Origin of the sequence: Rhizobium sp. PRIMUS64, assembly GCF_023006465.1 — a bacterium.
Lineage (GTDB): Bacteria > Pseudomonadota > Alphaproteobacteria > Rhizobiales > Rhizobiaceae > Rhizobium > Rhizobium leguminosarum.
The window spans coordinates 34,734-58,507 of the sequence record NZ_JALBGX010000037.1; the positions used below are offsets into that span (position 1 = coordinate 34,734).

Here is a 23,774-nt window from a genome sequence, read left to right on the forward strand (position 1 = left end):
TTACCCCTTGACTGCGCCGGCCGCGATGCCGCGCACGAACCAGCGGCCGGACAGGAAATAAATGGCGAGCGGAACGATGGCGGTGAGGATCGTCGCCGCCATGTTCACGTTGTAGGTTCGCTCGCCCATCGTGGTGTTGACGATATTGTTGAGCTGCACGGTCATTGGCAGGTTGTCGCGCCCGGCAAAGACGAGCCCGAGCAGGAAGTCGTTCCAGATGCCGGTGAATTGCAGCATGGAGACCACGACGACCATCGGCACGGCAATCGGCAGCATGATCTCGAAAAAGATGCGCCAGAAGCCCGCGCCGTCGACGCGTGCCGCCTTGCAGAGCTCCTCCGGCACGCTGACGAAATAGTTGCGGAAGAGCAGCGTCACCAGCGGCAGGCCGAAGATGACATGCACGAGAATGATGCCGGCCAGCGAATTGTAGAGATCGATATTCGCCATCGCCCGGACCATCGGATAGAGGAAGATCTGGTAGGGGATCAGGCCACCGGCCATCAGCAGGCCGAAGAGCAGGTTTGCCCCGCGCGGCCGCCAAAGCGACAGCGCATAGCCATTGACGGCGCCGATGAAGACCGAGAGCGCGACCGAGGGAAGGGTGATCGCCACCGAATTCCAGAAGCCGCTGCGAATGCCGACGCAGACGGTTCCCATGCAGGCGCCCGACCAGGCGGTAGCCCAGGCAGAGAAATCGAGCGTGGCCGGCAGGGCAAAGATCTGCCCGAGCCGGATTTCGTCCATGGACTTCAGCGAGGTGACGACCATGGTGTAGAGCGGCAAAAGGAAGAAAAGCGCGGCGACGACAAGGAAGGCATAGAGGCCGATGCGCCCGGCGGTGATCTGTGCCGGCTTCGGGCCGTTTGGATGAGGACGGGCCATCACGCAGCCCCCTTTGCTTTGTCGCGCATGTGCATGATGTAGCGAAACGGAGCGACTGCGATGATCACGCCGAGGACAAGCACTGTCGCGCCTGCTGTGGCGAGGCCGAGATTCTGGCGCCCAAACAGATTGTCCATGATAAATTTCGCCGGCACCTCCGTCGCATTGCCGGGGCCGCCATTGGTCATGGCGACGACGATGTCATAGGTCTTGATCACGCCCATGGCGAGCAGCATGCCGGCCGCGGCCAGCGCCGGCCCGAGCTGCGGCAGGATGATCGAGACATAGATCCGCCAGACGGGAATGCCGTCGATCCGCGCCGCCTTCCATTGCTCGGCCTCGATGCCGCGCATGCCGGCGAGCGCAATGACCATGACGAGCCCCGCGCCCTGCCATACGCCGGCAAGCACCAGCGCATAGATCGCCATGTCGCGATTGACCACCCAGTCGAGGACGAAGCTTTCCCAGCCGAGCGAACGCACGCTCGCCTGGATGCCGAGCGTCGGATTGAGCATCCATTGCCAGATAAGCCCGGTCACCACGAAGGACATGGCGTAGGGATAGAGGAATATGGTCCTGAAGGCGCTTTCGAAGCGGATCTTACGATCCAGCGCCGCAGCCAGCAGGAAGCCCAGCAGCAAACAGCCTGCGACGTATAGGACGCCGAAGATCAACACGTTTTGCAGCGAGGCCAGCCATTTGGCGGAAGAGAAGAGCTTCGAATACTGCGCCAAGCCGACATAGGTCGAGGACGGAAAAAGCGTCGAATTGGTGAAGGACAGGCGGATCGACCAAGCCATGGTGCCGATGAAGACCACGACCGCGACGAACCATGTCGGCAGCAGGGCGATGGTCGCGGAAAGATTGGGCTTGCGTTTGATGGACATCGGCCAGCTCGTTGACGGAGTGGAAAGCAGGGCTCGGGCCGCCGCGTGAGGGGGCAGCCGGCAGCCGTGGCGTCGGATCAGGCCGACGCCACGGGTACTATCCTACTCGAAGATGGCGAAGAAATTCTCGGCCGCGGCATCTGCTTCGTTCGAGCCGCCGCTCCAGTATTCGTCGACGAGGTCGTCGAGCGCGCCGACCTGCTGGGGCGTGAGCACGATCGCCTGGTCCGGCACGATTGCGCCGGCGCTCATCAGCTCGACACCCTTCTGCGCGCAGGCGTCCAGCTTCGACTTGTCGACGTCGGCGCGCATCGGCACCGAGCCCTTCTTCAGGGCAAATTCGACCTGAACGGCCGGATCCATGACGACTTCGGCGAGAAGTTTCTGCGCCTTGTCAGTCTCGGCCTTGCCGGTCTTGGGGAACCAGAGGGAGTCGGCGATGTAGACCATGCCCTTCGACTCCGGCACGATCATGCAGCCATAATCCTTGCCCGGCTCCTTGCCGGCAACGGTGAATTCGCCCTTGGCCCAGTCGCCCATGAACTGCACGCCGGCCTTGGCGGTGATCAGCATGGCTGTCGCGTCGTTCCAGTTGCGCCCGGCTGCACCGGCATCGACATAGCCGCGCAGCTTACCGAGGATTTCAAGGGACTTCTTCACGCCTTCGACGGATGCCGGGCTCTTGTCCTTATCGACATAGATCTTCAGGAAGCCGTCGATCCCGACCTGCGAGAGCAGGATCATGTTGAAGACCTTGGTTTGCTGCCAGGGCTGGCCACCCCAGGCGACCGGAACCCGGCCGGCAGCCTTCAGCTTGTCGAGATCGGCAAAGAGCTCGTCCCAGGTCTTGGGCTCCTGCCCAATGCCGGCCTTCTCGAAGGCTTCCTTCGAATAGAAGAGCCAGCTTTCACCATGGGCGCCGGTCGGCGCAAGATAGACCTTGCCGTCATAGGAGATGAGATCGTGGATCGATTTCGGCAGGGCGTCAGCCCATTTGCCGGCGGTGGCGACGTCGTCGATCGGATTGAACAGGCCCTGGTTGATGAAATCAGCGGCAGCGAGGCCGATGACGCCCTGCTTGGCCCCGGGCGCGTCACCCGCGACGATACGGTTCTGGAAGGCGGCATCGGCCGCACCGAAGCCGGCGATCGAGGAATCCTTCCAGACGCCGCCGCGCTTTTCGAACTCGGTCTTGATGACGTTGAGCGCGGCTGCTTCGCCGCCCGACGTCCAGGACGACATGATCTCGATCGTCGGCTTGTCCTCGGCATGGGCCGAGGCAGACAGGCCGGCGAATGCCACGCCGGCAAGAAAAAGCTTCATCATGGTCTTCATTGTTCCACCTCTTGAAAATGCCCTCTTTGCGGGGCGTTCGTTGTTTTAGGGATGACTGTCAGCGATAGATCGGCAGGAGCCCCTGCCGGACGAGGGTGAGCCCGTTGGCGATGTCGCGGACGGGATCCGGCGCGGCATCGAGTTCGAGGATCGCCCAGCCTTCATAGGCCCGGTCGCGCAGCAGCCGGATCCAGGCCGGCCAGTCGACCCGTCCGAGGCCGAAGCTGCAGAAATAGGGCTGGTGGCGTTCATGGATGTGCTTGTCGATCGGCGTGTCGGCGGGCATCGGGCCGCGCGCATCCTTCCAGTGGGCGATGATCATGCGCTCGTGATGGCGATCGACGAGCTGGACGGGATCGGAGCCGGCCACGATGATGTGGGCGGTATCCGGGCACATGTGCACATAGGCCGGGTCGGTGAGAAGCATCATCAGATCGACGTCGCGCGCGGCGGCAAAGATCGAGTGCGCCTCGGTGTGCAGCGCCAGCCGTACGCCCCTGGCATAGAGGGTCGCGCCGAGCCGGTTCAGAAAATCGGCGATCACCTTGGCGCGATCGAAATCATGGAACTGCACCGGCTGGGCGCCGAGCGTCTGGCGTAAGGGCGCGCCGATCACCATGATGTCGCTGCCGCAGGCTTTCAGGAAGTCGGCATATCGTTCCGCCTTGTCGATCAGCGCGCGCTGGGCCTCGGGCTCGGCGAAGTCGCCGGCCGCCTCAAGTTCCGCGAAGAAGCCGCTGCACAGCGTCAGACCGCGTCTTGCCAGCTCGGCCGCGAAGGCATCGACGGATCCATAGGTCTTGATCGCGTCCTGCCAGTTGAAGGGAGAGAAGGTCAGCTCGACGCCGGTAACGCCGGAGGCCTGGACGCCGTCGAGGATCTTGTCCCAGAAGGCGCGCGGCTCGGCGCGTGCATAGTCGACGATCGCGTCATGGCTATCGACGTCCCAAAAGCCGGGATGGAAGAATGTCACGAGATCGACGCCGAAGCGCAGCCTGTCGTCAGCAGCCATAATCACTCCCTTTTCAAGGCATGACCTATCCGTTTGCGGAAGGGCCGTTCCGCATTCATAAGTCGTATAATTTTCAATGCATTAGCGAATGGCAATCGTTTGCCATGATTAGATAATAGCCAAGCTGTTTTTTTACGCAAGCGGTTTTTGGCAAACGTTTGCTATAAGCTGCCACTTGTCTTAGAGTTGCAAACAAAAGCATCCCGGAGAAAGAAAGAACCGTGAACAAAAACAAGGATGTAGTCGGGGAGGATCAATCAGGCGCGTTGATGGCCGATGTCGCGCGGCTCGCCGGCGTTGCGATATCGACAGTGAGCCGGGCGCTCGCCAATCCCGGACGGGTCAACGAAAAGACGCGCGCCAAGATCAATGCCGCAGCCAGGCAACTGGGCTACACCCCGAACGCGATGGCGCGCGGTCTCAGGGTCGGCAAATCCAATATCATCATGATCATTCTGCCGGGATCGCTCTACTATGGCGCTTCCCAGGTCATTCCGCAGGTGCTGCAGAGTATCAATAAATCGCTGATCCAGGGCGGCTACAACCTGATGATCGCCAACCTCGACCGCGACGAGATTTCCGAACGGCACATTCTCGACCTCGCCTTCGGCGGCAGCGTGCGCGGAGCCATCATCCTGTCGTCGAAGCTTCCGGAGGTTGACGGACGCTCGCTGGCCAACTCCGGCCTGCCGATCGTGTCGATGCTGCTCGACATGAGCGATGCCGGCCTGCAGAGCGTCGTTACCAACGACCGCGAAGCCGTGCGCGACGTCACAGCCGAATTGATCCGACTGGGTCATCGACGGTTCTTCTATCTTGCAGGGCCTGAAGGCAATTATCACGATGTCGAGCGTTACGGCGGCGTGCTCGAGGCGCTCGAGGCGGCAGGATTGTCCGAGGATTCGGTGCATCGCTCGGGTGGTCATCTCGATTATCAGCACGGCTTCGACATTGGTGTCCAGGCGGCGGATGATTTCGCCGAGTTGACCGAGAAACCGACAGCCGTCATCGCGACCAGCGATGACATGGCCATTTCATTTGTCAGCCGTATCCAACGGACGGGCCTAAGTATTCCCGGTGATGTGTCCGTCGTCTCCTTCGACGGCTCCCCCGTCTGCGAATTTTGCTCTCCGCCACTCTCGACGATCAAGCAGCCGGTGGAAGAGATGGGGCGCGCCGCGGTGGATCTCCTCTTCGACGCCATTGGCCAGAGGCAGAATACGGCGACGGTTCGTACCGTCATCCGCAGCAGCCTGATCTTGCGGGAGAGCATCGCTGCTCCGAAGAACTGACGGAGCCGGCCGCGGCGAGGGGATTACCCTCGACATCAATCAAAATCCGCCGCTTGATCCTCGGTACTTCGATCTCTTGTCGGTCGACGCCATTACAGCCCTACAGTGTTCAGCGTAAACTGTTGGTTTGGCGACAGAGGGATATTTTAGTTGTCAGTAATACAATCATCCGGCAACATGATCGGCTAACTTCTAGAATTGAGTAATATTGCCACCAGCACGTTGGGGAGACGGGCATGTGTGCAGAGCTTGTCGAGCGCCGATTGGCGGCTATCCTGGCCGCCGATGTGGTAGGCTACAGCCGTCTCCTGGAAGCCAACGAAGAGGAGACGCTTAACGCCCTTCGTCAGCATCGCCGCGAGCTCTTCGATCCCGCTGTCGCGACCCACGGCGGGCGTATAATCAAGGTGATGGGCGACGGTTTCCTGGTCGAGTTCGGCAGCGTGCTCAGTGCTGCACGATGCGCAGTCGAAATCCAGCGCGGCATGCTGGAGCGCAACATGGGGATTCCAGCGGACAGGCACTTTGCGTTTCGAATAGGCTTGAATCTGGGCGACATCGTCTTCGATGCGGATGACTTTCATGGGGACGGCATTAATGTGGCGGTCCGGCTACAAGCCCTTGCAGATCCTGGCGGCATTGCCTGTTCGGCGGCTGTGCGCCACGAAGTCGGAAACAAGCTCGGCCTCGATTTCGCGGACCAGGGCGCCAAGACCGTCAAAAACATTTCCCGCCCGGTCCATGTCTATTTTGCCGATTGGGGCAATGTCGCCTCCGGTGAGGAGGTGCCGCTTGCCGCAAGCGGGCACACGCGCGCACCCGTCAACAAGCCATCGGTTGCAATCCTGCCATTTGCCAACATCAGCGACGATCCCGCCCAGGAGTTTTTCAGCGACGGCATCACTGAGGATATCATCACTGACCTCTCGAACGTTTCAGGCCTGTTTGTACTGAGCCGCAACACCGTCTTCACATGGAAAGGCCGCAGCGAGAACCTGCAGCGCATCGCCAGGGAACTCGGCGTTGCCTATATCGTAGAGGGCAGCGTCCGCAAGGCCGGCAACCATGTGAGGATCAATGCTGAATTGATCGACGCAGCCAGCGATGGCCACGTGTGGGCGGCGCGTTACGACCGCGACCTCACCGACATCTTCGAAGTGCAGGACGAGATCACGAAGGCGATCGTCGAGCAACTAAAGGTCAAGCTACTCCCGGAGGAAAAGAAGGCAATCGAGCAGGCGCCGACAGAGAGCGTTGAAGCTTATACGCACTTCCTCAGGGGGCGCGAGTACTATCACATTGCCTCGCGCTCAAACCATTTAATGGCCAGACAGAGTTTCGCGAGAGCTATCGAATTGGATCCGGACTATGCCCGCGCCTATGCGGGCGTCGCGGTTTGCGATGCGCGTCTGCGGTCCCAGTTCGGCGTACAGATCCCGGTGAAGGACATTCTTGCCAACACCGCAATGGCGCTCGCTATTGATCCTAATCTGGCAGAGGCACACGCGGCCAAAGGGTTTGCGTTGGCCGTCGCCGGCAATCGCGCTGAAGCCGTTTCCGCATTCGAGCAGGCTTTATCGCTCGACGCCGATTGCCACGAGGCGAACCGGTATTATGCCGAATTTTGCGTCACCGACGGTCAGTTCGAGCTGGCGGCCACCTACTTTCAGCGTGCAATGGAAATCAAGCCTGCCGATTATGGTGCGCCGACCATGCTTGTGCACGTCTTTCGTTCACTCGGGCAAACAGACAAGGCCAATAGTTATGCTTGGATCGCGTTGAAAAAGGCGGAGGAAGAATTGCGGCTACATCCGGAGAATGCCAATGTTGCCTGTCTTGGAGCAACCGTGCTCGCCTTTCTCGGTGTCCGCGATCGGGCACTGGAGTGGCTGGCCCGCTCACTGGCGACTGATCCCAACGACATAAACATTCAGTACAACGCCGCCTGCACTTATGCGCTGCTTGGCGAGATTGACCGAGCGATCGAGGTGCTGGAAGCCTGGATGCCTCAGGTCGGCGCCGAGATGCGGCTGTGGTTCAAGAACGATTCCGACCTCGATTCCATTCGCAGTCACCCGCGCTATTCGAGATTGGTTGAACTGTCTGAATAACGCCTCGTACATTTGGCAGGCTGGCGCTAATACTATTTCATTACTTGCTAAAATTCTCGCGAGCGCCGAAGGTCAACTTAAACTGGCATCATAAAAGTCTTTTGAGGGGAAGCGGATGAGCACCCGGTTCAGACTTTTTGTACAGCCTCCATTTGAAGATGCTCGGTCCAGTCCCGAGATTGTCGAAGTGTCGTCTCCGCTGGGTAGCCTGACAGCTGGTCCGGCCGACGATCGCATGTTCGTTGTAGAGCCGGTCGGCAAGACCGGTCCTTACGGTGTGAACCGCGGACCGCTCGGAACGCCGTACATGTATCTGCCGCCCTGGACCGGGAAAATCCTTCAGCCGGCCAACCCCGATGGGTGCGGCAATTTCGACTATCTTCGACCTTCAATGGCTGGCTTCGAAGCCGCGCATGTTTTTGGTTGCGTGCGATTCACACTGGATGTGTGGGAGCGCTATCTCGGCCAGCCGCTCACCTGGCATTTTCGCGATCATTACGACCGTCTGGAAATCTCGATCCTGCCGCGATGGGACAACGCTCAATACGGCTATGGTTTCCTCGAAGTTGGGAGCCAGTTCGAAAACGACGGGCGCGTCCTTCCCTTCAGCCTGGATTTTGACGTCATCGCTCATGAGGTGGGGCACGCGATCATCTTCAGCGTACTGGGCGTGCCGCGGCCGGGGACCGAGTACCCGGAATATCTTGGTTTCCAGGAGGCCTTCTCCGACTGCGTGTCGCTGATCGCGGCCATGCATTTTCCGTCCGTGATCGACAATGTTCTCGCGGAGACGCGCGGCAACCTTTATCGGGCAAATCGCCTAGCGCGCTTCTCGGAATTTTCGCCACATCGCCAGATACGGTCGGCAAACAACAAAAGGACGATGGCCGACTTCGCACATGAGTGGAAGGACGAGCATGAACTCTCGCAACCGCTCACCGGCGCGATATTCGATATACTCGTCGATATCTTTCACGAGAGCCTGGTGGCGCGAGGCCTTATCTCACGGGCCGTCGAAGATCTCTCCGATATTGCCGAATTTGATCCGGCTGCCGAGGCACCCGTGCAGCACGCTTTCGACCGCGCTTTCGCGCGGAACTCAGATGGTTTTGTCGAAGCACTGCTCGACGCACGCGATATCGTCGGGATGTATCTGGCGGAAACCTTGTGGGCTCTCGCTCCCGATTTTCTGGACTACGGCGATGTCGCGAGGACGGTGCTGGCGATCGATCGGGACGAAAGCAGCGGCCAATTCGCAAGGATTATCAGCAGGAACTTCACGCGACGGGCGATCGGCGAGTTGCACGCCGGCGCGCACCTCAAAGGCGGCGAGCATCGCAGCCATGTCCTTTCTGCGCGGACATTGCTGCCGATAGATTATCTAGAGCTTCCGAGGATGAGTTATCGCGAAAAAGTTCTGCTGTCGAGATTAAGCATCGGTCAATAATCAGGTAGATGGAGGCAGACGTGGCAGACAATGAAACCTTGCTCGGCATATCGGCGATACATCTATTCGGGCGCCCGCTTAGCGATCTGATCCTTAGAGGCGGCCCCATTTATCAGGGTCTAAGCGTACCAATAGCAGGAAGAAACAATTTCCTGAGGGACCAGCTTGGTTCAGACGACGCGGTTATGGCGCGAATTTTTGCTTTCTCATTCGAAGGAACATTCGTTGAACTTGGTCGACCAGTGATCTTCGTTGTCCACGGCCCCGGGGCCGACCCCGACGATCCACCCCCAAGGAACGTGGCAGGTGATATCGAGTACGACAGATTGTCTCGGTCCCCTGGCTCGAGTGCGCGAACCGGTCTTGGTTCCCAAATCGGAGCTCTTGCTAAGGACATGAGGGTCTGGATTTACGACAAGAGCGATGTCTCAATGAGGCTCGATGCCGAAACCGGAACCTTTGAGCAAATTCTGCTGTCGGTCGAGGTTTCTGCTGATCCCCGAGGGATGACGAGCGGCGCAATGTCCAGATCGGGCGGTGCCCTGTCCCGCTCTGGTGGCGTGATGTCAAGATCAGGCGGGTTCATTCCGCGCAGATCTGGCGACAACGATTGATCTGAATATAGGACGGACTAGGGAGGACAACATGTCTACCGCAACCCCAAAAGTTACAATCGAGCGCCTGGAGCCTGAGACTGTAGTTGCTCCACTACTAGTTCGAACGCCTTTCAAAATTATGGGCTCCGGCCTAAGCAATAAATTATATATATATATATCTACTCAACCAAACGGCAGTGATGATGTTTCGAACCCAAATGGTGTCATTGATGAAACGGTCTATAAAATTAAGATTTTTAGGGATTCTTCTGCCTCGAGTACAGACAGGATACTATCATTAATTGTTAAGCCGGAGCTTGATGCTGGCCCATTCAAGCCGGAAACAGAATTTTTTGTTGCCATAAAACTGGATGATGTGAATGGTAAGTTTGAAGCTGCGTTAAAAACATTCAAGCTTGCCTGACTTCGAGATCGCTTTGTCGATTACTGGTTGAGGTCCACCGGCCTTGAGCGCCGTCCAGCGCTTGCGGCCGTCTGGCGACCTGCAACGGATAGGCACGCGATAGAACGCGGATGCACTCCATCAAAACTTCGTCTGACCCCATCAATCGACGCGTCGTGCTACGAAAATCACAACGCCGGGCGATCTGAAACTTCAGATCTGCGCGGTGGAATTCTGAAATTCAGAGCACGCATATGGACCTCTCGAAGATCAAGACGCTGATCGACTTTGTCGGACGATCGAACATTACCGAGCTGACCGTGACCGAAAAGGACGTGACGGTTCGGATTTTCCGCACGTCGCAGGGTCAGGAGGCTACTGCCGAGCCCCAGCAAAAGGCAGGATCGACGACGAGCGTTGTCCATGATGCTGGCTCCAATGCACCGTCGAGGCTCGAGAAAACTTCCTATGCGGTGAAGGCGCCCGTCTTCGGCGTTCTGCACCGGACCCCGGCGCCCGGCGAACCGCCATTCGTCACAATCGGCGACGAGGTGGAGGAGGGGCAGACCCTTTTCATCATCGAGGCAATGAAGGTCTTCAACACGATCGCTGCGCCGCGCTCAGGGCGCATCATGCATCTCACCGAAGTCGACGATGCCGAGGTCGAGACCGGCGATCTGCTGGCGGAGATTGCCTGATGCCGGAAAGGCCCGAACAATCCGCGGCCGGCCGCTTCGATACCGTCCTGATCGCCAATCGCGGGGAGATCGCAGCCCGGATCCAGCGCGCCTGTCGCGAACTCGGCCTGAAGACGGTCGCCATCTGCTCCGAGGCCGACAGGCAAGCGCCTTACGGCAAGACCGCAGACAGTTTTCTGTGCATCGGCCCGTCGACTGCCGCCAAGAGCTATCTCAATCAGGATGCCATCCTTCTGGCGGCGCGTCTCGCCGGTGCCGGCGCCGTTCATCCGGGTTACGGTTTTCTATCGGAAAACGCCGCCTTCGCCGACGCCGTCGAAAAAGCGGGGCTGATCTTCATCGGTCCGACCACCTCCTCGATTGCGACCATGGGCGACAAGATCTCGGCAAAGCGCGCGATGATGGCGGCCGGCGTGCCCTGCGTTCCCGGTCCGGACACCGCGCTGCCCGATGATCCCGCCACGATCGAGCGCATAGCGCTGGAAATCGGATATCCTGTCATCATCAAGGCAGCCGGCGGCGGCGGCGGACGCGGCATGCGCGTCGTGCCAAAGGCCGACGTGTTGCATGAAGCAATCGCTCTGACGCGAGAAGAGGCCCGCCAGGCCTTCGGCTCACCATCGCTCTACATGGAGAAATTCCTCCAGCATCCGCGTCACATCGAGATCCAGGTTATTTGCGACGATCACGGCAATGCCGTGTGGCTCGGACACCGGGATTGCTCGATGCAGCGCCGCCATCAGAAAGTGGTGGAGGAGGCGCCGGCGCCGGGGATCGCGTCCGACATCATCCAGCCGGTCGGCCTGGCTTGCGTGCAAGCCTGCCTCCAGATCGGCTACCGGGGCGTCGGAACCTTCGAATTCCTCTATGAGGATGGCGCTTTCTATTTCATCGAGATGAACACGCGACTTCAGGTCGAGCATCCCGTCACCGAAATGACGAGCGGCGTCGATATCGTCCAGGCGCAGATAAGGGCAGCTCAGGGTCACGTTCTGGATCTCAACCAAGGCGATGTAACATGCGAAGGCCATTCCTTCGAATGCCGTATCAACGCCGAGGATCCGGAAACCTTCCTGCCATCGGCGGGTGTCGTCACCCATCTGGCTTTGCCCGTCGGGCTGGGCATTCGCGTCGATACGCATATTCATGCCGGCTACAAGGTCTCGCCCTATTACGATTCGCTGATCGCCAAGCTGATCGTGCATGCGCCGACGCGGACGGAAGCAATGGCAAGAATGCGCGAAGCGCTTGCCGGCACTGAGGTCGAGGGGATTTCCACCAATATCCACTTCCTGCGCGCCCTGTTCGAGGACGGCGCATTCGCGCGCGGCGAGACGGACATTCACTATCTCGAACAATGGCTGAAGCTGCGGAGGGCGGCATGAGCGCGATCGATTTCAGCGATCCGGCGACGATCGCATTGCTCACCGAGGCGCTGATGGCCGCAGGCGTGGACGGTCTTGAAATCTCCCGGCCGGACGGACAGCTTCGCATCGTCGTCGCCGGAAAAGACGGCGCCCGGATCAGCTCGACCGGAGCGACGCCCCGTGTTCCCGGTTTGGCTTCCGGCTCCGCATCGGTGGTTGTGAAGGCGCCGATGGCCGGCCGCTTCCATGTCGAGCATCCCGCCTCCGCCGCGCCGCAAAATCTGCCGCGCTCCGTATCCGAAGCGGATATCGTCGGCTTTGTCGGGGTAGGGCATATCCTGCTTCCCCTTCGCGCCAGCCGTTCCGGTGTTTTGACCAGGCTGCTCGCAGAACCCGGCGCACCGGTCGGCTTCGGTGATCCTCTGTTCGAAATCGAGCTCCAGTCATGATCGTCACGACGAACAGACATGCATCGCAACGCGAGATCGTTCCGGTCACCAAAAACCTGGCGCGGGTTTCCTCGATCGGCGCCAGATCCTTCCTGCTCGAGGCGCCAGGCGACTTCGACCTTATCGCGCAGCGGCGGATCTGGGCTCTGTCCCAGACTGTGAAAGGTTGGACGGACCTTGCGGAAAACATCCCGGGCATGACCAATCTGCTGGTGATCTTCAAGGAGACCCCCGAAGATCCCGATGCGGTGGTCGCCCGGCTGCTGGAGGCATGGGAGAATGCCCGTAGCATCGATCTCAAGGGCAAGACCATCGAGATCCCCGTCCAATATGGCGGCGAACATGCGACGGATCTTCCAGCCCTTTGCGATCTCTCAGGCTTGAGCGACCGCGAGGTCGTCCGCATCCATCATGAAGCGACCTACCGTGTGTTCGCCTTGGGCAGCGCTCCCGGTTTCGGTTATCTGCATGGTCTCGATCCGCGCATCTACATGCCGCGAAAGACCGTGCCCTCGCTGAAAATGCCGAAGGGCTGCGTGACCATCGGCGGCATGCAGACCGGCGTCGCCATGCTCACAGGTCCGAATGGCTGGAATTCCATTGGCTTCGCGACGCTTGAGATGTTCGACCCCAGGTCACCGACCCCCGCCATGATGGCGCCGGGAGATACGGTGCGGTTCCTGCCAGCAGGGATTGAGCTATGATCGAGATCTTGGAAAGCGGCCCGTTCAATACAGTGCAGGATCTTGGCCGCCCCGGCTATCGCGACATCGGCGTATCGGCGAGCGGCGCAATGGATCCGCTCGCGGTCCGGATCGGCAACATTCTCGTCGGCAATGACGAAGATGCCGCCGCGATAGAGGTGCAGACGTTCCCGTTCAGCCTGCGTTTCGAGCGGCGCGTGGTCTTTGCCGTTACCGGTGCCGACGGCAATCCCGATCTGGATGGATCGGAACTGCTTCCCTGGTGCGCCTATCTCGCGGAGCCCGGACAGGTTCTCGGACTGACACAGCCCCCGCGGCTTGCACGCTCCTATGTTGCGCTCGGAGGCGGGCTGGATATCCCAGTTGTCATGGGCTCGCAAAGCACATCGCTCCGCGGTGGCTTTGGTGGCAATGCCGGCCGGCCCCTGGCGAAGGGCGATCGGATCGCGGTCGGCGAGGACGCAGAGATGGTCATGTTGCCGGCCTCTGGTCTCGCCGTCGTCGAACCGGCCGTGGCGCTGCGCGATGTCTTCCCGGCCACTGTCGACGGCGCTTTGCCGATCCGCGCCCTGCCGGCCGGCGAGCATGATCTTTTCGCCGGAGATGGCGAAGCCTTCTGGAGCCAGACCTGGAGGATTTCCTCCCGAAGCGACCGGACGGGCTACCGCTTATCAGGCGAGCCGATCACGCCGACAGCATCCATCGAGATGCGCTCCCACGGCGTCGTGCCCGGCGTGATCCAGGTTCCGCCCGGCGGCGAACCGATCGTGCAAATGAGCGATGCCAACACCGCCGGCGGATATCCGAAGATCGCCGGAGTGATCGAATGCGATCTCTGGCGGCTCGGGCAAGCCCGCATCGGCGCCCGCCTGAATTTCGTTCGCTCGACGCATGCGGAGGCGCGCACGGTGGAACAGGCTGTCGCCCGCTATGTCGAAGACGTCAGGCAGACATCCCGAATGGTCAAGCGCGCCTTGAAGGCGATGGCCTGATGCGTGTCGCCCAACAGGCCGTCAAAAGGAGGAACTGATGAAGATCGATCTGAATTCCGATATGGGCGAAGGATTTGGTCCCTACCGGCTGTGCGATGACGAAGCGATGATGAAACTCGTCTCGTCGGCCAACATCGCCTGCGGTTTCCACGGCGGCGACCCGGAGATCATGGGGCGCATGGTCCGGCTTGCGAAGCTGAACGGCGTCGGCATCGGCGCGCATCCCGGTTTGCCTGATCGGCTCGGCTTCGGCCGGCGCGAAATACCGTTTCCGGCAGATGAGCTTCGCCAGCAGATGCTCTATCAGTTGGGGGCTCTAATGGCGATCGCCAAAGCCGAGGGTGTCACTGTCTCTCATATCAGCTTCCACGCGGCCATGGGCAATATGGTCAATCGCGATCCTGCGCTGGCCGATCTGATGATGGATGCGATCGCCACGGTGGACGCGGGTCTCGTCGTCTTCGTCACCCATGGCAGCGAGATTCAGCAGGCGGCCAAACGCGCACGTTTGAAGACGTTGGCGCTTTTCCTTGCCGACCGGGCCTATGACGCCGGCGGAAAACTCGTCGCGCGCGGGCTGCCGGGGGCCGTCATCAAGGACGAAGCCGCAGTGCGTGCACGTGTGCGGCAATTCCTCCTCGAAGGCACGGTCGAGACGATCGACGGGGCGGTGATCGCAATGCCGGCCCGCTCCATTCTCGTCCACAGCGACACGCCCGGCGCCCTTGAGCTTGCCGGCATCGTGCGCGGTGAGATCGAAGCCACGGGTGCCGCGCTCGCGCCTGCCGCCGAACTCGCCGACTGACGCAATCCCGATCGCCCGCGGGCGATTTCCCGTTCCCATCTCTCATCGAAGGACCATGTCGATGTCCGTCATCGCTGACCGCCTGAAAAACGTCTCCATCTCCGCATCCGCCGCCATGACCCAGCGGGCCAGGGAACTTGCCGCCCAAGGCATCAAGGTCGTCAGCCTCTCGTCCGGCGAGCCGGATTTCCCCACGCCGGCCCACGCGATTGAGGCGGCCCATGCGGCAGCTCTTGCCGGCGACACGAAATATCCGCCGATGGACGGCACACCGGCGCTGAAGGCCGCCATCATCAGGAAGTTCAAACGGGACAATAATCTCGACTACGATGCCAGCCAGATCGTCGTCTCGGGCGGCGGCAAGCAGGTGATCTTCAACGCCATGCTGGCAACCTGCAATCCGGGCGACGAGGTCGTCATCCCCACACCCTCCTGGGTCAGCTATGCCGATATCGTCAAATTCGCCGGCGGCGTCCCGGTCGCTGTTTCCTGTCACGAGCAGGGCGGCTTCAAGCTGCGTCCGGAGGATCTGGAGGCAGCGATCACGCCGCGCACCAAATGGCTCTTCCTGAATTTCCCGAACAATCCGACCGGAGCAGCCTGCTCCAGGGCGGAGATGGCCGCCATCGCCGAGGTCATGCTGCGACATCCCAACGTCTGGATCATGACGGACGATATCTACGAACACCTGGTCTATGACGACTTCCAGTTCTGCACGATCGCGGAAGTCGAGCCCAGGCTCTATGATCGCGTCCTGACGATGAACGGCGTCTCCAAGGCTTACGCAATGACAGGCTGGCGGCTCGGCTTTTGCGCCGGGCCGAAAGACCTGATCTCCGCCGTCAGCAACGTCAACGGCCAGAATGGCGGCGGCATCGCGACGCTGACCCAGGCTGCGGCGACCGCCGCCTTGGACGGGCCGCAGGATCTCTTGAAGGAGCGTGCCGCGATCTACAAGGAAAGACGCGACTTCGTCCTCGCCAGATTGTCGGAGGTGGAAGGGCTGCGCTGCCATAGGCCCGAGGGCGCCTTCTACATCTATCCCAACATTTCCGGGCTGATCGGCAAGACCAGCAAGGGCGGTCGAAAGATCGACACCGACGTCGATTTCGTTATGGCGCTCATCGACGAGCATCATGTCGCGACCGTGCAAGGGGCGGCTTACGGAATGAGCCCCTTTTTCCGGATTTCCTACGCCACGAGCATGGAAAAGCTCGGCGAAGGATGCGCCCGCATAGCTCAATTCTGCAAGGATATGCGCTGATCGGCGTCGCGCCTCTGGTTTAGCTTTTCAGCCGCGCCGTCAACTCGAGAAGGATGTCGCGGACGGCGAGGGCCGGTTCCGACAAGGGATTCTGGTCGGAAACGCACAGCGACAGTGTTTCTTCGATCCGCGGCGAGACGAGCCGGCAGATCAGCGGCTCACTCGATTCCGATACGATACGGTCGGCGATGGCTTTCGGCATGATCGTGGCGCCGAGACCGCTGCCCACCGCGCGGGCCAGAGTGCGGACGATTTCGACTTCCGCCACGACCTTCAAATTGGTGCGGGTGCGCGTGAAGGCGGTATCGACCGCGCGGCGGACGAAATTGTAGGCCGGCGGCAACAGCAGCGGTATTCCGTCGAGAGCATTGAGCGGAACCGGTTTCGCATCCGCTTCGATCGCAAAGTCCCGATGCGCGACAAGGAAAAACTCTTCGCTCAGGATCGGCTCGAACCGAACGCCCTTGATCGGTCCTGTTCCATGGAGAAGCGCCATCTCCAACCGGCCGTTCATGATCATCTGGCTATAGGTCTGGCCGACGCTTTCGGTCAGATGCAGCAGAATACCGGGATGTCGTTTGCGGGTCTCCGCCAGGAGGTCGACCGACAGCGTGGCCGCACTGCTGAACGGCACCAGACCGACGGACACACGGCCGGCAAGCGAATTGCCGGCTGCCGATGCATCCGCTTGCGCCTGCTCCATCTGCCGAAGGATAATCTGCGCATGGCGATACACCGCGTGTCCCGCATCGGTCATGCTGACACCCTGCTGGCTGCGGATCAGCAGCTTGTGGCCGAAATGCTCCTCCAGTGCCGCAAGCTGCTGACTGAGAGCCGGCTGGGCGATATGCAGAAGGTCCGCCGCTCGCGTGATGCTGCCGCTGTCGACGATCACGATGAAAGATTTGAGGCGTCTGATGTCCATGAGGATCGGGGTACCGTTCTGATCTGCGCTGCTTACATGTTTGCAGACGCGCATTGCTTTTGCAACGCGACGCGGTCGCTGGCAGCCCGAGGCAGAGATACTGCGAGGTGATGCTGAGACCACCTCTTTCTCTTCTTCCAGCAGCCCTCCCGGCTCCATAACCGTTGCTTATTGCTCCAGAGATAATCGGTCTTAGGCAAGGGGTTAAAGCTTCGCTACTGTCTCAATCAACAACAAGGGAACGACAATGCCATTCTCCGACTACAAGACCGCACTGGTGACCGGCGCATCCTCCGGTATCGGCGCAGCCGTGGTTGAGCGGCTCCGCCGGGAGAACATCGAGGTCCATGCCGTTGCCCGCAGTGCCGAAGCGCTGCAGCAGCTGGCTGCGCGGACGGGCTGCGTCGCCCACGTCATCGACGTGGCCGACCGTCAGGCCATGGCCGAGCTCACCCGTCGGGTGGAGTTCGATATTCTCGTCAACAATGCCGGTGTCGACCGGCCGAAGAAGTTCCTGGAGGCCGACGAGGGCGATATCGATCTCATCGTCGACGTCAATCTCCGGGCGGTCCTGCACATCTGCCGGATGGTCGTGCCGGGCATGGTGGCGCGCGACCGCGGGCATGTCATCAACATCTCGTCGATCGCCGGCGCCTACAATTTCGGCGGCAACTCATCCTATCACGCCACCAAGGCAGGGGTGAGCATGCTGTCCAACCAGCTACGCATCGACGCTTTCGGCAAGCGGGTACGGGTCACGGAAATCTGCCCCGGCCGGGTCGCCACTGATATCTTCAATCACGTCCACGGCGATGACCCCAGCATCCGCGAACGGTTCATCGACGGCTTCGAACTGCCGCAGGCGGCCGACATCGCCGACGCGATTGCCTTCGCCATAGCAGCCCCCGTCGCCGTCAATATCGGGCACATGGAGATCACGCCGACGCTACAGGTTATGGGCGGGCTGCAGACGGCAAAGCCCCAGCCTTCGGCGAAGCCGGATCAATCCGCTGCGGCGAAGACGGATCAATCCGGGGAGCCAAGCCCGTGAGCGGTTTCGACCTTTCGGCAATCCTGGGAAATCCGGAATATACCGCCATGCTGCTGCATGGCATCGAGATGACCTTCATCATCTATGCCGGCTCCTGGTCGATGGCGATGGCGCTGGCGCTTCTGCTGCTGGCTTTGCGTTTGTCGCCCTTTCGCTTCGGCGATCCGTTAGTCGCCGCTTACGTCTCCTACCACCGGAACGTCCCGACCCTGGTTCAGCTCATGCTGTGGTACTTCGGGATTTTCACGCTGATGCCGAGCGGGGTAGCCGAATGGCTGGCAGTCCATAATGCGGAGGCCATCTTCGCGGTGATCGGGCTCGGGCTCTGCCAGGCGGCTTATTTCAGCGAAGATCTTCGGTCCGGCGTGCGCTCGGTCAGTCCCGGCCAAATGCAGGCAGCGCGTGCGCTTGGCCACGGCTATGTCTCCGCGATGCGTTTCGTCATCATGCCGCAAGGCGTGCGCAACGCGCTGCCGCCGCTCATCAATCACAGCGTTTCCTTGTTCAAGAACAGCAGTCTCGCCGTTGTCATCGGAGCCTCGGAGCTGACCCATGCGGTCAAGGAGATCGAGAACCTCAGCTTCCGGACCTTCGAGATCTACCTGGTCGGCACGGTTCTCTACCTTTTCTTCTCGCTCGTGATCATGAGCATCGGCGCCTATCTGTCGATGCGCACCGATCCTGCCAGGAGCGCGCGCGCATGATCCACGACATGATCGCCATCGTTCGAGACTACTGGCTGCTGCTGCTGATCGGCCAATATCCCAATGGGCCGCTTGGCGGGCTCGCCAATACGCTGATCCTTTCGGCGCTCAGCATCGCTCTCGCCTTTCCGGTCAGCATCCTGTTCGCATTGGCGCGGCTCTCCAAGTCGCCACTGCTGCGTTGGCCGGTCACTGCGCTGGTCTATTTCACCAGGGGCGTGCCGCTGCTGATGCTCATCCTGTGGAGCTATTTCCTCGTTCCGCTGCTGACCGGCGCCGATGTACCGAGCTTCGTGACGATGCTGACGACACTCGTGGTCTATCAGAGCGCGTTCCTGAGCGAAGTCGTCCGTGCCGGCATCGTCGCGCTCGGACCGGGCCAGATGGATGCGGGGCGTGCGCTTGGCCACGGCTATCTCGGTGCGATGCGCTTCATCATCCTGCCGCAGGCGCTCTACAACATGATCCCCAGCATCATCTCCACCTTCGTCTCGACGATCAAGGACACGACGCTCGGCTACGTGATCAACGTGCCGGACCTGACCTTTGCCGCAAGCCAGGTCAACAACCAGCTCCTGACCCAGCCTTTCCAGGTCTTCCTCATTCTGGCGATCGTCTACTTCGCCATCTGCTGGACGCTCACCTACTTCGCAAATCGCCTCGAGCGGAGCATCACGCGGCGGCGTGCGGGACTTTCCAACCTTCCCTCTGCCGCCTTGGTCGCGCCATCGAAAATCATATCGGAGCAGCTATGACCATGTCAGTTTCAGCACAGGAATTGCAGACGATCCGGCTTTCGCAGGTCTGCAAGAGCTACGGCGACTACCCGGTCCTGAAGGACATCGATGCGCAGGTGACACGCGGCGAAGTCGTGGTCATCTGCGGGCCGTCCGGTTCGGGAAAATCGACGCTGATCCGCACGATCAATCGCCTCGAGGAGATCAACAGCGGATCGATTACGCTCGACGGGCAAAACATTCACGCCGCCATGCGGGCGAAGGAACTCAATGCACTGCGCAGCCGGATCGGCTTCGTATTTCAGAACTTCAACCTGTTTCCGCACCTTTCGGTGGTCGAAAACGTGTCGATGTCGCCGATCCGCGTGAAAGGCGTGGCGCCGGATGTTGCAAAGGACAAGGCCCTCAAGCTTCTCGATCGGGTCGGCCTTGCCGACAAGGCCCGGGCCTATCCCGGTCAACTCTCAGGCGGCCAGCAGCAGCGGGTGGCAATCGCCCGCGCCCTTGCCATGGAACCGCCGGTGATGCTGTTCGACGAGCCGACCAGCGCGCTCGATCCTGAAATGGTCGGCGAAGTGTTGGCCGTCATGAAGAGCCTGGCGTCGGAAGGCATGACGATGCTCTGCGTCACTCATGAAATGGGCTTCGCGCGCGACGTCGCGGATCGGGTCTGGTTCATCGATGCGGGCCAGATCCTCGAAATGGCGACCCCCGAGGACTTCTTCAACAATCCAAGCCATCCCCGTGCGCAGCGATTCCTCGCTGATCTCAGGCATTGATACCAACCACCAAAAACAAAGGAGAACAGCAATGAACTGGAAATGCTTAACCCTCACCGTCGCATTTGCCGGCATGGCCGCCGCCGTGCCCGCAAAAGCCGATCAGCTCGACAACATCATCTCGGCGAAAACCCTGCGCTGCGCGACGTTCGCCGACGTTCCTCCCTTCGCCTCACCCGATCCGAAGACCCGCGAAATGGCCGGTTTCGACGTCGATCTCTGCGGCGCCATCGCCAAGGAATTGGGCGTCAAGGCCGAGATCAAGCCGGTTTCGGTCGAGGCGCGTGTGCCCGAGGTCAAGCTCGGCCGCGTCGACATCACCGTTGCCAACCTTGCCTATACTCTGAGCCGCGCCGAGCAGATCCAGTTCAGCGACCCCTATTATCTCGCCAAGGAAATGCTGATCGTGCCGGCGGACGATGCCGGCAAGAAGAAGGCCGACTACGCAGGCCAGCGCATTGCTTCGACCAAAGGTTCGACGTCTGAGATGTCGATCAAGCTCAACAAATCCGATCCGCTGACCTTCCAGGATACCGCCTCTGCCTATCTCGCCGTCCAACAGGGCAAGGCCCGCGGCATGGTGGCCAACACCATGACGACGACCAAGTTCGTCAATGAATCGAAGAGCAAGGGCAAGCCAATGCGGATGATCGAGGAGCCGATGCTGTATCAGCCGATCGGCATCGGCATGGCCAAGGATCAGCCGGCGCTGACCGCCAAGATCAACGAGATCCTTCGCAAGCTCGACACATCAGGCGAGATCAACAAGATCTGGGACAAGTGGCTCGGCCCGGATACCGAATACAAGATGACGCGCACCGACAAGGTCGTATCGCTCTCGGAGCTGAAGTTCGACCCGATCCCCTAGGACCTCGGTGTCATCCGATAATAATGTCCAAACGAAATCAGACGGCGGGGCATGCCCGCCGTCGGCCAACGATGGGAGGCATCCGTGATCCATATTAAAGATATTGCCGAACGGCCAAGCAAAGCCGATATCGACGCCGTTTCCAAATTTTCACCCGCGACGATCCACGAAGCCCAAGGGCGCCGCGGAGCCCTTTCCTCCCGCCTGAAGCCCGTCGACTACCGCATGAAACTCTGCGGTCCGGCCTTTACGGTGAAATGCGCGCCGCGCGACAACATCATGCTGCAGCTTGCCATCAACTATGCAAAGCCGGGCGATATCATCGTCGTATCGGCCGGCGAATACGAAGAGGCCGGATCCTTCGGCGATGTCCTCGCCAACGCCTGCCTGGCAAAGGGCATCGGCGGTCTCGTGACCGACACCGGCGTGCGCGACACCCTTCAGCTCAGGGAACTTGGCTTTCCCGTCTTCTCGCTCAGCGTCTGCATCAAGGGGACCGTGAAAGAAACTATTGCGGCGGTGAACGACACGATCATCGTCGGCGGCGAAATCATCCATCCCGGCGACATCATCGCCGGTGATGCCGACGGCTTGGTGGTCGTGCGTCGCCAGGAAGCGCAGGAAGTCGCCAGGCTGTCACAGGCCCGCGAAGATGCCGAGGCCGGCTATATCGCGGCATATAAGCAGGGTAAATCGGTCATCGAGGTCAGCAATCTCGAACCGGTGCTGAAAGCCAAAGGCCTCGTCGTCGACATCTGACGCGACAGCGCAATAGCTATCAGCCCTGCCACTTCAAAGGGCGGCTGGCCTTTTCGGCCAGCCGCCTTATGCATAAATGCTACTAGCAGGCGCCCGCCTCAAGATCAGTCTGGACACTATTATGGACACATGTTCTATACAATGGACAGATCTGATGGGAGCACGCCATGCATCTTTCCATGTGGACTTACCCCTGGGATATCCAGGACCAGGGGCTCGCCGCACTCGCCGCCGACCTTCGCGACCGTGCTGGCCTGACGACGGTCAGCCTGGCGACGTCCTATCATGCTGGCCGGTTCCTGCAGCCGCGGAGCCCGCGGCAGAAGGCCTATTTCCCCGAAGACGGGACGGTCTACTTCCGGCCGGATGAGAGCCTATGGCGGGATAAGCTGATCCGGCCGCTGATGGCTGGGAATGTCACCGAGCGCGGCGACATGCTGGAAGCCCTCGTCCAAGGACGCGAGGCGACGGGTCTCAAGGTCTCCTGCTGGACGGTCTGCCTCCACAATACCCGTCTCGGCATGCTGCATCCCGATCACGTGACGCGGAACGCCTTCGGCAATCCCAACTACTACAATCTTTGCCCCTCCAGCCCGGCGGCGCGGGCCTATGCCGTCACCCTTGTTCGCGACATCACGACCAACTACCAGCCCGATATAGTGGAACTCGAGAGCCCGAACTTCATGGGATTCGCGCATGAATATCATCACGAGAAAGACGGCGTCGGCCTGAACGCCGAAGACGATTTCCTGCTGTCGCTCTGCTTCTGCGACCATTGCACGGCGCGCGCCGAAAAGGCCGGCGTGCCGGTCGAAGGCGCGCGCCGGTCGGTCGGGCGCTTCATCGCGGAACTCTGCGAACGAGCTGTCCCGGAACGGCAGTTCCCTGACTTCCCGGCGGCCGGCATCGCCGCCTTTCGCGACCATCCCGATCTGCATGCCTATCTCACTTGGCGCAGCGAACCGGTGACCAGCCTGATCGGCGAGATCAAGGCGGCCGCCGATCCGGCGACACGCATCGTGCTCATCGACCTCAAGGACGGCTGGCTCGGCGGCGTCGATCTCGCAGCCGCCGGCAAGCTCTGCGACGGGGCGATCCTCTGCTGCTACGACATGGAGCCGGATGCCGTCGGCGATGTCATCCGGACCGGCAGGGCGGCAATCGGACCGGGCAAGTTCCTCGGGGTGGGCCTGCGCGTCTTCTATCCTGAGGTCAGCGGGCCGGCGGTGCTCGCCGCACGCGCCAAGGCCGCCGTCGATGCCGGCGCTGACGGCGTGAACTTCTACAATTACGGCCTGATACCGGCTAAGCGCCTCGACTGGGTCAAGACGTCGGTCGGCGCAATCACGTAAGCAGATCAGCGCTCCTCAGGATGCGATGGGTTCGGCGACCTGGATCAGGCAGTCGCCGGCCTGGCTGTCGCAGTGCAGCCTGTGGGAAATGACAATGCCGCTCTCGGCAAAGCGCAGCTCTTCCTCCGGCTGATCCAGGCGTTCGAGGTCATGGTACCATCCGGCAAGGTCGCCGGCGGAAACGGTGGCGCCGAGTGCCACGGCCGGCTCGAACCAGCCTCTGTGGTTCGCATAGACGCCCTGGCTATGGCGGGATAGCGAAAGCAGCTGCAACGGCCCGGGCTCGGTGAGCGGCGCGCGCGACAGCACCGGACGCTCGACGGTGCCGAGTGTCACCAGCAGCCGGTCGATT

Annotated in this window: 25 protein-coding genes; 19 read left to right on the forward strand and 6 right to left on the reverse strand. The window is 60.7% G+C overall.

Annotation, left to right across the window (positions count from 1 at the left end; translation table 11 throughout):
- The 4 genes from MOV76_RS16675 to MOV76_RS16690 form a co-directional block, all read right to left on the reverse strand.
- Window positions 1-885 (reverse strand): carbohydrate ABC transporter permease, encoded by an 885-nt coding sequence (locus MOV76_RS16675; RefSeq protein WP_025398247.1) that lies wholly within the window; start codon window positions 883-885, stop codon window positions 1-3.
- Window positions 885-1,772: a carbohydrate ABC transporter permease gene (locus tag MOV76_RS16680; protein ID WP_017958256.1), complete on the reverse strand. Its 888-nt coding sequence runs from the start codon at window positions 1,770-1,772 to the stop codon at window positions 885-887. Before MOV76_RS16680 ends, MOV76_RS16675 begins: the two co-directional genes overlap by 1 nt.
- A 102-nt stretch (window positions 1,773-1,874) precedes the next feature.
- The gene (locus tag MOV76_RS16685; RefSeq protein ID WP_247264905.1) at window positions 1,875-3,107 is read right to left on the reverse strand and encodes an ABC transporter substrate-binding protein; all 1,233 of its coding nucleotides are present in this window, start codon (window positions 3,105-3,107) and stop codon (window positions 1,875-1,877) included.
- 58 nt (window positions 3,108-3,165) lie between these two features.
- Window positions 3,166-4,119, reverse strand: coding sequence for a sugar phosphate isomerase/epimerase (locus MOV76_RS16690; RefSeq protein WP_247264906.1), 954 nt, complete (start codon window positions 4,117-4,119; stop codon window positions 3,166-3,168).
- Between the two features lie 221 nt (window positions 4,120-4,340).
- On the opposite strand from MOV76_RS16690, the gene MOV76_RS16695 reads away from it, so the two are divergent.
- The 12 genes from MOV76_RS16695 (at window position 4,341) to MOV76_RS16750 (ending at window position 16,247) form a co-directional block, all read left to right on the forward strand.
- On the forward strand, window positions 4,341-5,411 hold the full coding sequence (locus MOV76_RS16695; protein WP_115157896.1) for a LacI family DNA-binding transcriptional regulator: 1,071 nt from the start codon (window positions 4,341-4,343) through the stop codon (window positions 5,409-5,411).
- A 236-nt stretch (window positions 5,412-5,647) separates the two neighbouring features.
- Window positions 5,648-7,522 carry an adenylate/guanylate cyclase domain-containing protein gene (locus MOV76_RS16700; protein ID WP_018246894.1) on the forward strand — a complete coding sequence of 625 codons (1,875 nt, stop codon included), beginning with the start codon at window positions 5,648-5,650 and terminating at the stop codon, window positions 7,520-7,522.
- Between the two features lie 115 nt (window positions 7,523-7,637).
- Entirely contained in the window at window positions 7,638-8,969 is a 1,332-nt protein-coding gene (locus MOV76_RS16705) for a hypothetical protein (RefSeq protein WP_247264907.1), read from the forward strand.
- Between the two features lie 8 nt (window positions 8,970-8,977).
- On the forward strand, window positions 8,978-9,583 hold the full coding sequence (locus MOV76_RS16710; protein ID WP_018246892.1) for a hypothetical protein: 606 nt from the start codon (window positions 8,978-8,980) through the stop codon (window positions 9,581-9,583).
- Between the two features lie 31 nt (window positions 9,584-9,614).
- Window positions 9,615-9,989: a hypothetical protein gene (locus tag MOV76_RS16715; RefSeq protein ID WP_131586931.1), complete on the forward strand. Its 375-nt coding sequence runs from the start codon at window positions 9,615-9,617 to the stop codon at window positions 9,987-9,989.
- Between the two features lie 233 nt (window positions 9,990-10,222).
- The gene (locus tag MOV76_RS16720) at window positions 10,223-10,666 is read left to right on the forward strand and encodes an acetyl-CoA carboxylase biotin carboxyl carrier protein subunit (RefSeq protein WP_247264908.1); all 444 of its coding nucleotides are present in this window, start codon (window positions 10,223-10,225) and stop codon (window positions 10,664-10,666) included.
- Window positions 10,666-12,051, forward strand: coding sequence for an acetyl-CoA carboxylase biotin carboxylase subunit (gene accC / locus MOV76_RS16725; protein WP_247264909.1), 1,386 nt, complete (start codon window positions 10,666-10,668; stop codon window positions 12,049-12,051). Before MOV76_RS16720 ends, accC begins: the two co-directional genes overlap by 1 nt.
- Window positions 12,048-12,482 carry an acetyl-CoA carboxylase gene (locus MOV76_RS16730; RefSeq protein WP_130654219.1) on the forward strand — a complete coding sequence of 145 codons (435 nt, stop codon included), beginning with the start codon at window positions 12,048-12,050 and terminating at the stop codon, window positions 12,480-12,482. Before accC ends, MOV76_RS16730 begins: the two co-directional genes overlap by 4 nt.
- Window positions 12,479-13,186: a 5-oxoprolinase subunit PxpB gene (gene pxpB, locus MOV76_RS16735; RefSeq protein WP_130654220.1), complete on the forward strand. Its 708-nt coding sequence runs from the start codon at window positions 12,479-12,481 to the stop codon at window positions 13,184-13,186. The genes MOV76_RS16730 and pxpB overlap by 4 nt, the downstream gene beginning before the upstream one ends.
- On the forward strand, window positions 13,183-14,178 hold the full coding sequence (locus MOV76_RS16740) for a biotin-dependent carboxyltransferase family protein (RefSeq protein WP_130729847.1): 996 nt from the start codon (window positions 13,183-13,185) through the stop codon (window positions 14,176-14,178). Before pxpB ends, MOV76_RS16740 begins: the two co-directional genes overlap by 4 nt.
- A gap of 37 nt (window positions 14,179-14,215) precedes the next feature.
- Complete coding sequence (locus tag MOV76_RS16745; RefSeq protein WP_130654222.1) at window positions 14,216-14,983, forward strand: 5-oxoprolinase subunit PxpA; 768 nt, start codon at window positions 14,216-14,218, stop codon at window positions 14,981-14,983.
- Between the two features lie 61 nt (window positions 14,984-15,044).
- Entirely contained in the window at window positions 15,045-16,247 is a 1,203-nt protein-coding gene (locus MOV76_RS16750) for a pyridoxal phosphate-dependent aminotransferase (protein WP_130654223.1), read from the forward strand.
- A gap of 19 nt (window positions 16,248-16,266) precedes the next feature.
- Here the strand turns inward: MOV76_RS16750 and nac are convergent, their stop codons facing one another.
- Window positions 16,267-17,226 carry a nitrogen assimilation transcriptional regulator NAC gene (nac, locus tag MOV76_RS16755; RefSeq protein WP_018449055.1) on the reverse strand — a complete coding sequence of 320 codons (960 nt, stop codon included), beginning with the start codon at window positions 17,224-17,226 and terminating at the stop codon, window positions 16,267-16,269.
- 193 nt (window positions 17,227-17,419) lie between these two features.
- On the opposite strand from nac, the gene MOV76_RS16760 reads away from it, so the two are divergent.
- From MOV76_RS16760 to MOV76_RS16790, 7 genes are all read left to right on the forward strand, one after another.
- Window positions 17,420-18,223, forward strand: a complete 804-nt coding sequence (locus MOV76_RS16760; protein ID WP_247264910.1) for an SDR family oxidoreductase — start codon at window positions 17,420-17,422, stop codon at window positions 18,221-18,223.
- A complete protein-coding gene (locus MOV76_RS16765) occupies window positions 18,220-18,927 on the forward strand; it encodes an amino acid ABC transporter permease (protein WP_047620533.1) in 708 nt (235 codons plus the stop codon). Before MOV76_RS16760 ends, MOV76_RS16765 begins: the two co-directional genes overlap by 4 nt.
- A complete protein-coding gene (locus tag MOV76_RS16770; protein WP_018449058.1) occupies window positions 18,924-19,682 on the forward strand; it encodes an amino acid ABC transporter permease in 759 nt (252 codons plus the stop codon). The genes MOV76_RS16765 and MOV76_RS16770 overlap by 4 nt, the downstream gene beginning before the upstream one ends.
- Window positions 19,679-20,443 (forward strand): amino acid ABC transporter ATP-binding protein, encoded by a 765-nt coding sequence (locus MOV76_RS16775; protein ID WP_018246881.1) that lies wholly within the window; start codon window positions 19,679-19,681, stop codon window positions 20,441-20,443. Before MOV76_RS16770 ends, MOV76_RS16775 begins: the two co-directional genes overlap by 4 nt.
- A gap of 31 nt (window positions 20,444-20,474) precedes the next feature.
- On the forward strand, window positions 20,475-21,311 hold the full coding sequence (locus tag MOV76_RS16780) for an ABC transporter substrate-binding protein (RefSeq protein WP_047620532.1): 837 nt from the start codon (window positions 20,475-20,477) through the stop codon (window positions 21,309-21,311).
- Window positions 21,312-21,395: 84 nt separating this feature from the next.
- Entirely contained in the window at window positions 21,396-22,070 is a 675-nt protein-coding gene (locus MOV76_RS16785) for a 4-carboxy-4-hydroxy-2-oxoadipate aldolase/oxaloacetate decarboxylase (RefSeq protein WP_026188807.1), read from the forward strand.
- A gap of 167 nt (window positions 22,071-22,237) precedes the next feature.
- Window positions 22,238-23,422, forward strand: a complete 1,185-nt coding sequence (locus MOV76_RS16790) for a hypothetical protein (protein WP_115157888.1) — start codon at window positions 22,238-22,240, stop codon at window positions 23,420-23,422.
- Window positions 23,423-23,437: 15 nt separating this feature from the next.
- Here the strand turns inward: MOV76_RS16790 and MOV76_RS16795 are convergent.
- On the reverse strand, window positions 23,438-23,774 hold a 337-nt coding region (locus MOV76_RS16795; protein ID WP_247264911.1), incomplete at its 5' end, for a succinylglutamate desuccinylase/aspartoacylase family protein.

Excerpts from the sequence above, each read along its gene's own strand:
- MOV76_RS16675 (WP_025398247.1), bottom strand. The coding sequence starts at position 885 with ATGGCCCGTCCTCATCCAAACGGCCCGAAGCCGGCACAGATCACCGCC.
- MOV76_RS16680 (WP_017958256.1), bottom strand. The coding sequence starts at position 1,772 with ATGTCCATCAAACGCAAGCCCAATCTTTCCGCGACCATCGCCCTGCTG.
- MOV76_RS16685 (WP_247264905.1), bottom strand. The coding sequence starts at position 3,107 with ATGAAGACCATGATGAAGCTTTTTCTTGCCGGCGTGGCATTCGCCGGC.
- MOV76_RS16690 (WP_247264906.1), bottom strand. The coding sequence starts at position 4,119 with ATGGCTGCTGACGACAGGCTGCGCTTCGGCGTCGATCTCGTGACATTC.
- MOV76_RS16700 (WP_018246894.1), top strand. The coding sequence starts at position 5,648 with ATGTGTGCAGAGCTTGTCGAGCGCCGATTGGCGGCTATCCTGGCCGCC.
- MOV76_RS16705 (WP_247264907.1), top strand. The coding sequence starts at position 7,638 with ATGAGCACCCGGTTCAGACTTTTTGTACAGCCTCCATTTGAAGATGCT.
- MOV76_RS16710 (WP_018246892.1), top strand. The coding sequence starts at position 8,978 with ATGGAGGCAGACGTGGCAGACAATGAAACCTTGCTCGGCATATCGGCG.
- MOV76_RS16715 (WP_131586931.1), top strand. The coding sequence starts at position 9,615 with ATGTCTACCGCAACCCCAAAAGTTACAATCGAGCGCCTGGAGCCTGAG.
- MOV76_RS16720 (WP_247264908.1), top strand. The coding sequence starts at position 10,223 with ATGGACCTCTCGAAGATCAAGACGCTGATCGACTTTGTCGGACGATCG.
- accC (WP_247264909.1), top strand. The coding sequence starts at position 10,666 with ATGCCGGAAAGGCCCGAACAATCCGCGGCCGGCCGCTTCGATACCGTC.
- MOV76_RS16730 (WP_130654219.1), top strand. The coding sequence starts at position 12,048 with ATGAGCGCGATCGATTTCAGCGATCCGGCGACGATCGCATTGCTCACC.
- pxpB (WP_130654220.1), top strand. The coding sequence starts at position 12,479 with ATGATCGTCACGACGAACAGACATGCATCGCAACGCGAGATCGTTCCG.
- MOV76_RS16740 (WP_130729847.1), top strand. The coding sequence starts at position 13,183 with ATGATCGAGATCTTGGAAAGCGGCCCGTTCAATACAGTGCAGGATCTT.
- MOV76_RS16745 (WP_130654222.1), top strand. The coding sequence starts at position 14,216 with ATGAAGATCGATCTGAATTCCGATATGGGCGAAGGATTTGGTCCCTAC.
- MOV76_RS16750 (WP_130654223.1), top strand. The coding sequence starts at position 15,045 with ATGTCCGTCATCGCTGACCGCCTGAAAAACGTCTCCATCTCCGCATCC.
- nac (WP_018449055.1), bottom strand. The coding sequence starts at position 17,226 with ATGCGCGTCTGCAAACATGTAAGCAGCGCAGATCAGAACGGTACCCCG.
- MOV76_RS16760 (WP_247264910.1), top strand. The coding sequence starts at position 17,420 with ATGCCATTCTCCGACTACAAGACCGCACTGGTGACCGGCGCATCCTCC.
- MOV76_RS16770 (WP_018449058.1), top strand. The coding sequence starts at position 18,924 with ATGATCCACGACATGATCGCCATCGTTCGAGACTACTGGCTGCTGCTG.
- MOV76_RS16775 (WP_018246881.1), top strand. The coding sequence starts at position 19,679 with ATGACCATGTCAGTTTCAGCACAGGAATTGCAGACGATCCGGCTTTCG.
- MOV76_RS16780 (WP_047620532.1), top strand. The coding sequence starts at position 20,475 with ATGAACTGGAAATGCTTAACCCTCACCGTCGCATTTGCCGGCATGGCC.
- MOV76_RS16790 (WP_115157888.1), top strand. The coding sequence starts at position 22,238 with ATGCATCTTTCCATGTGGACTTACCCCTGGGATATCCAGGACCAGGGG.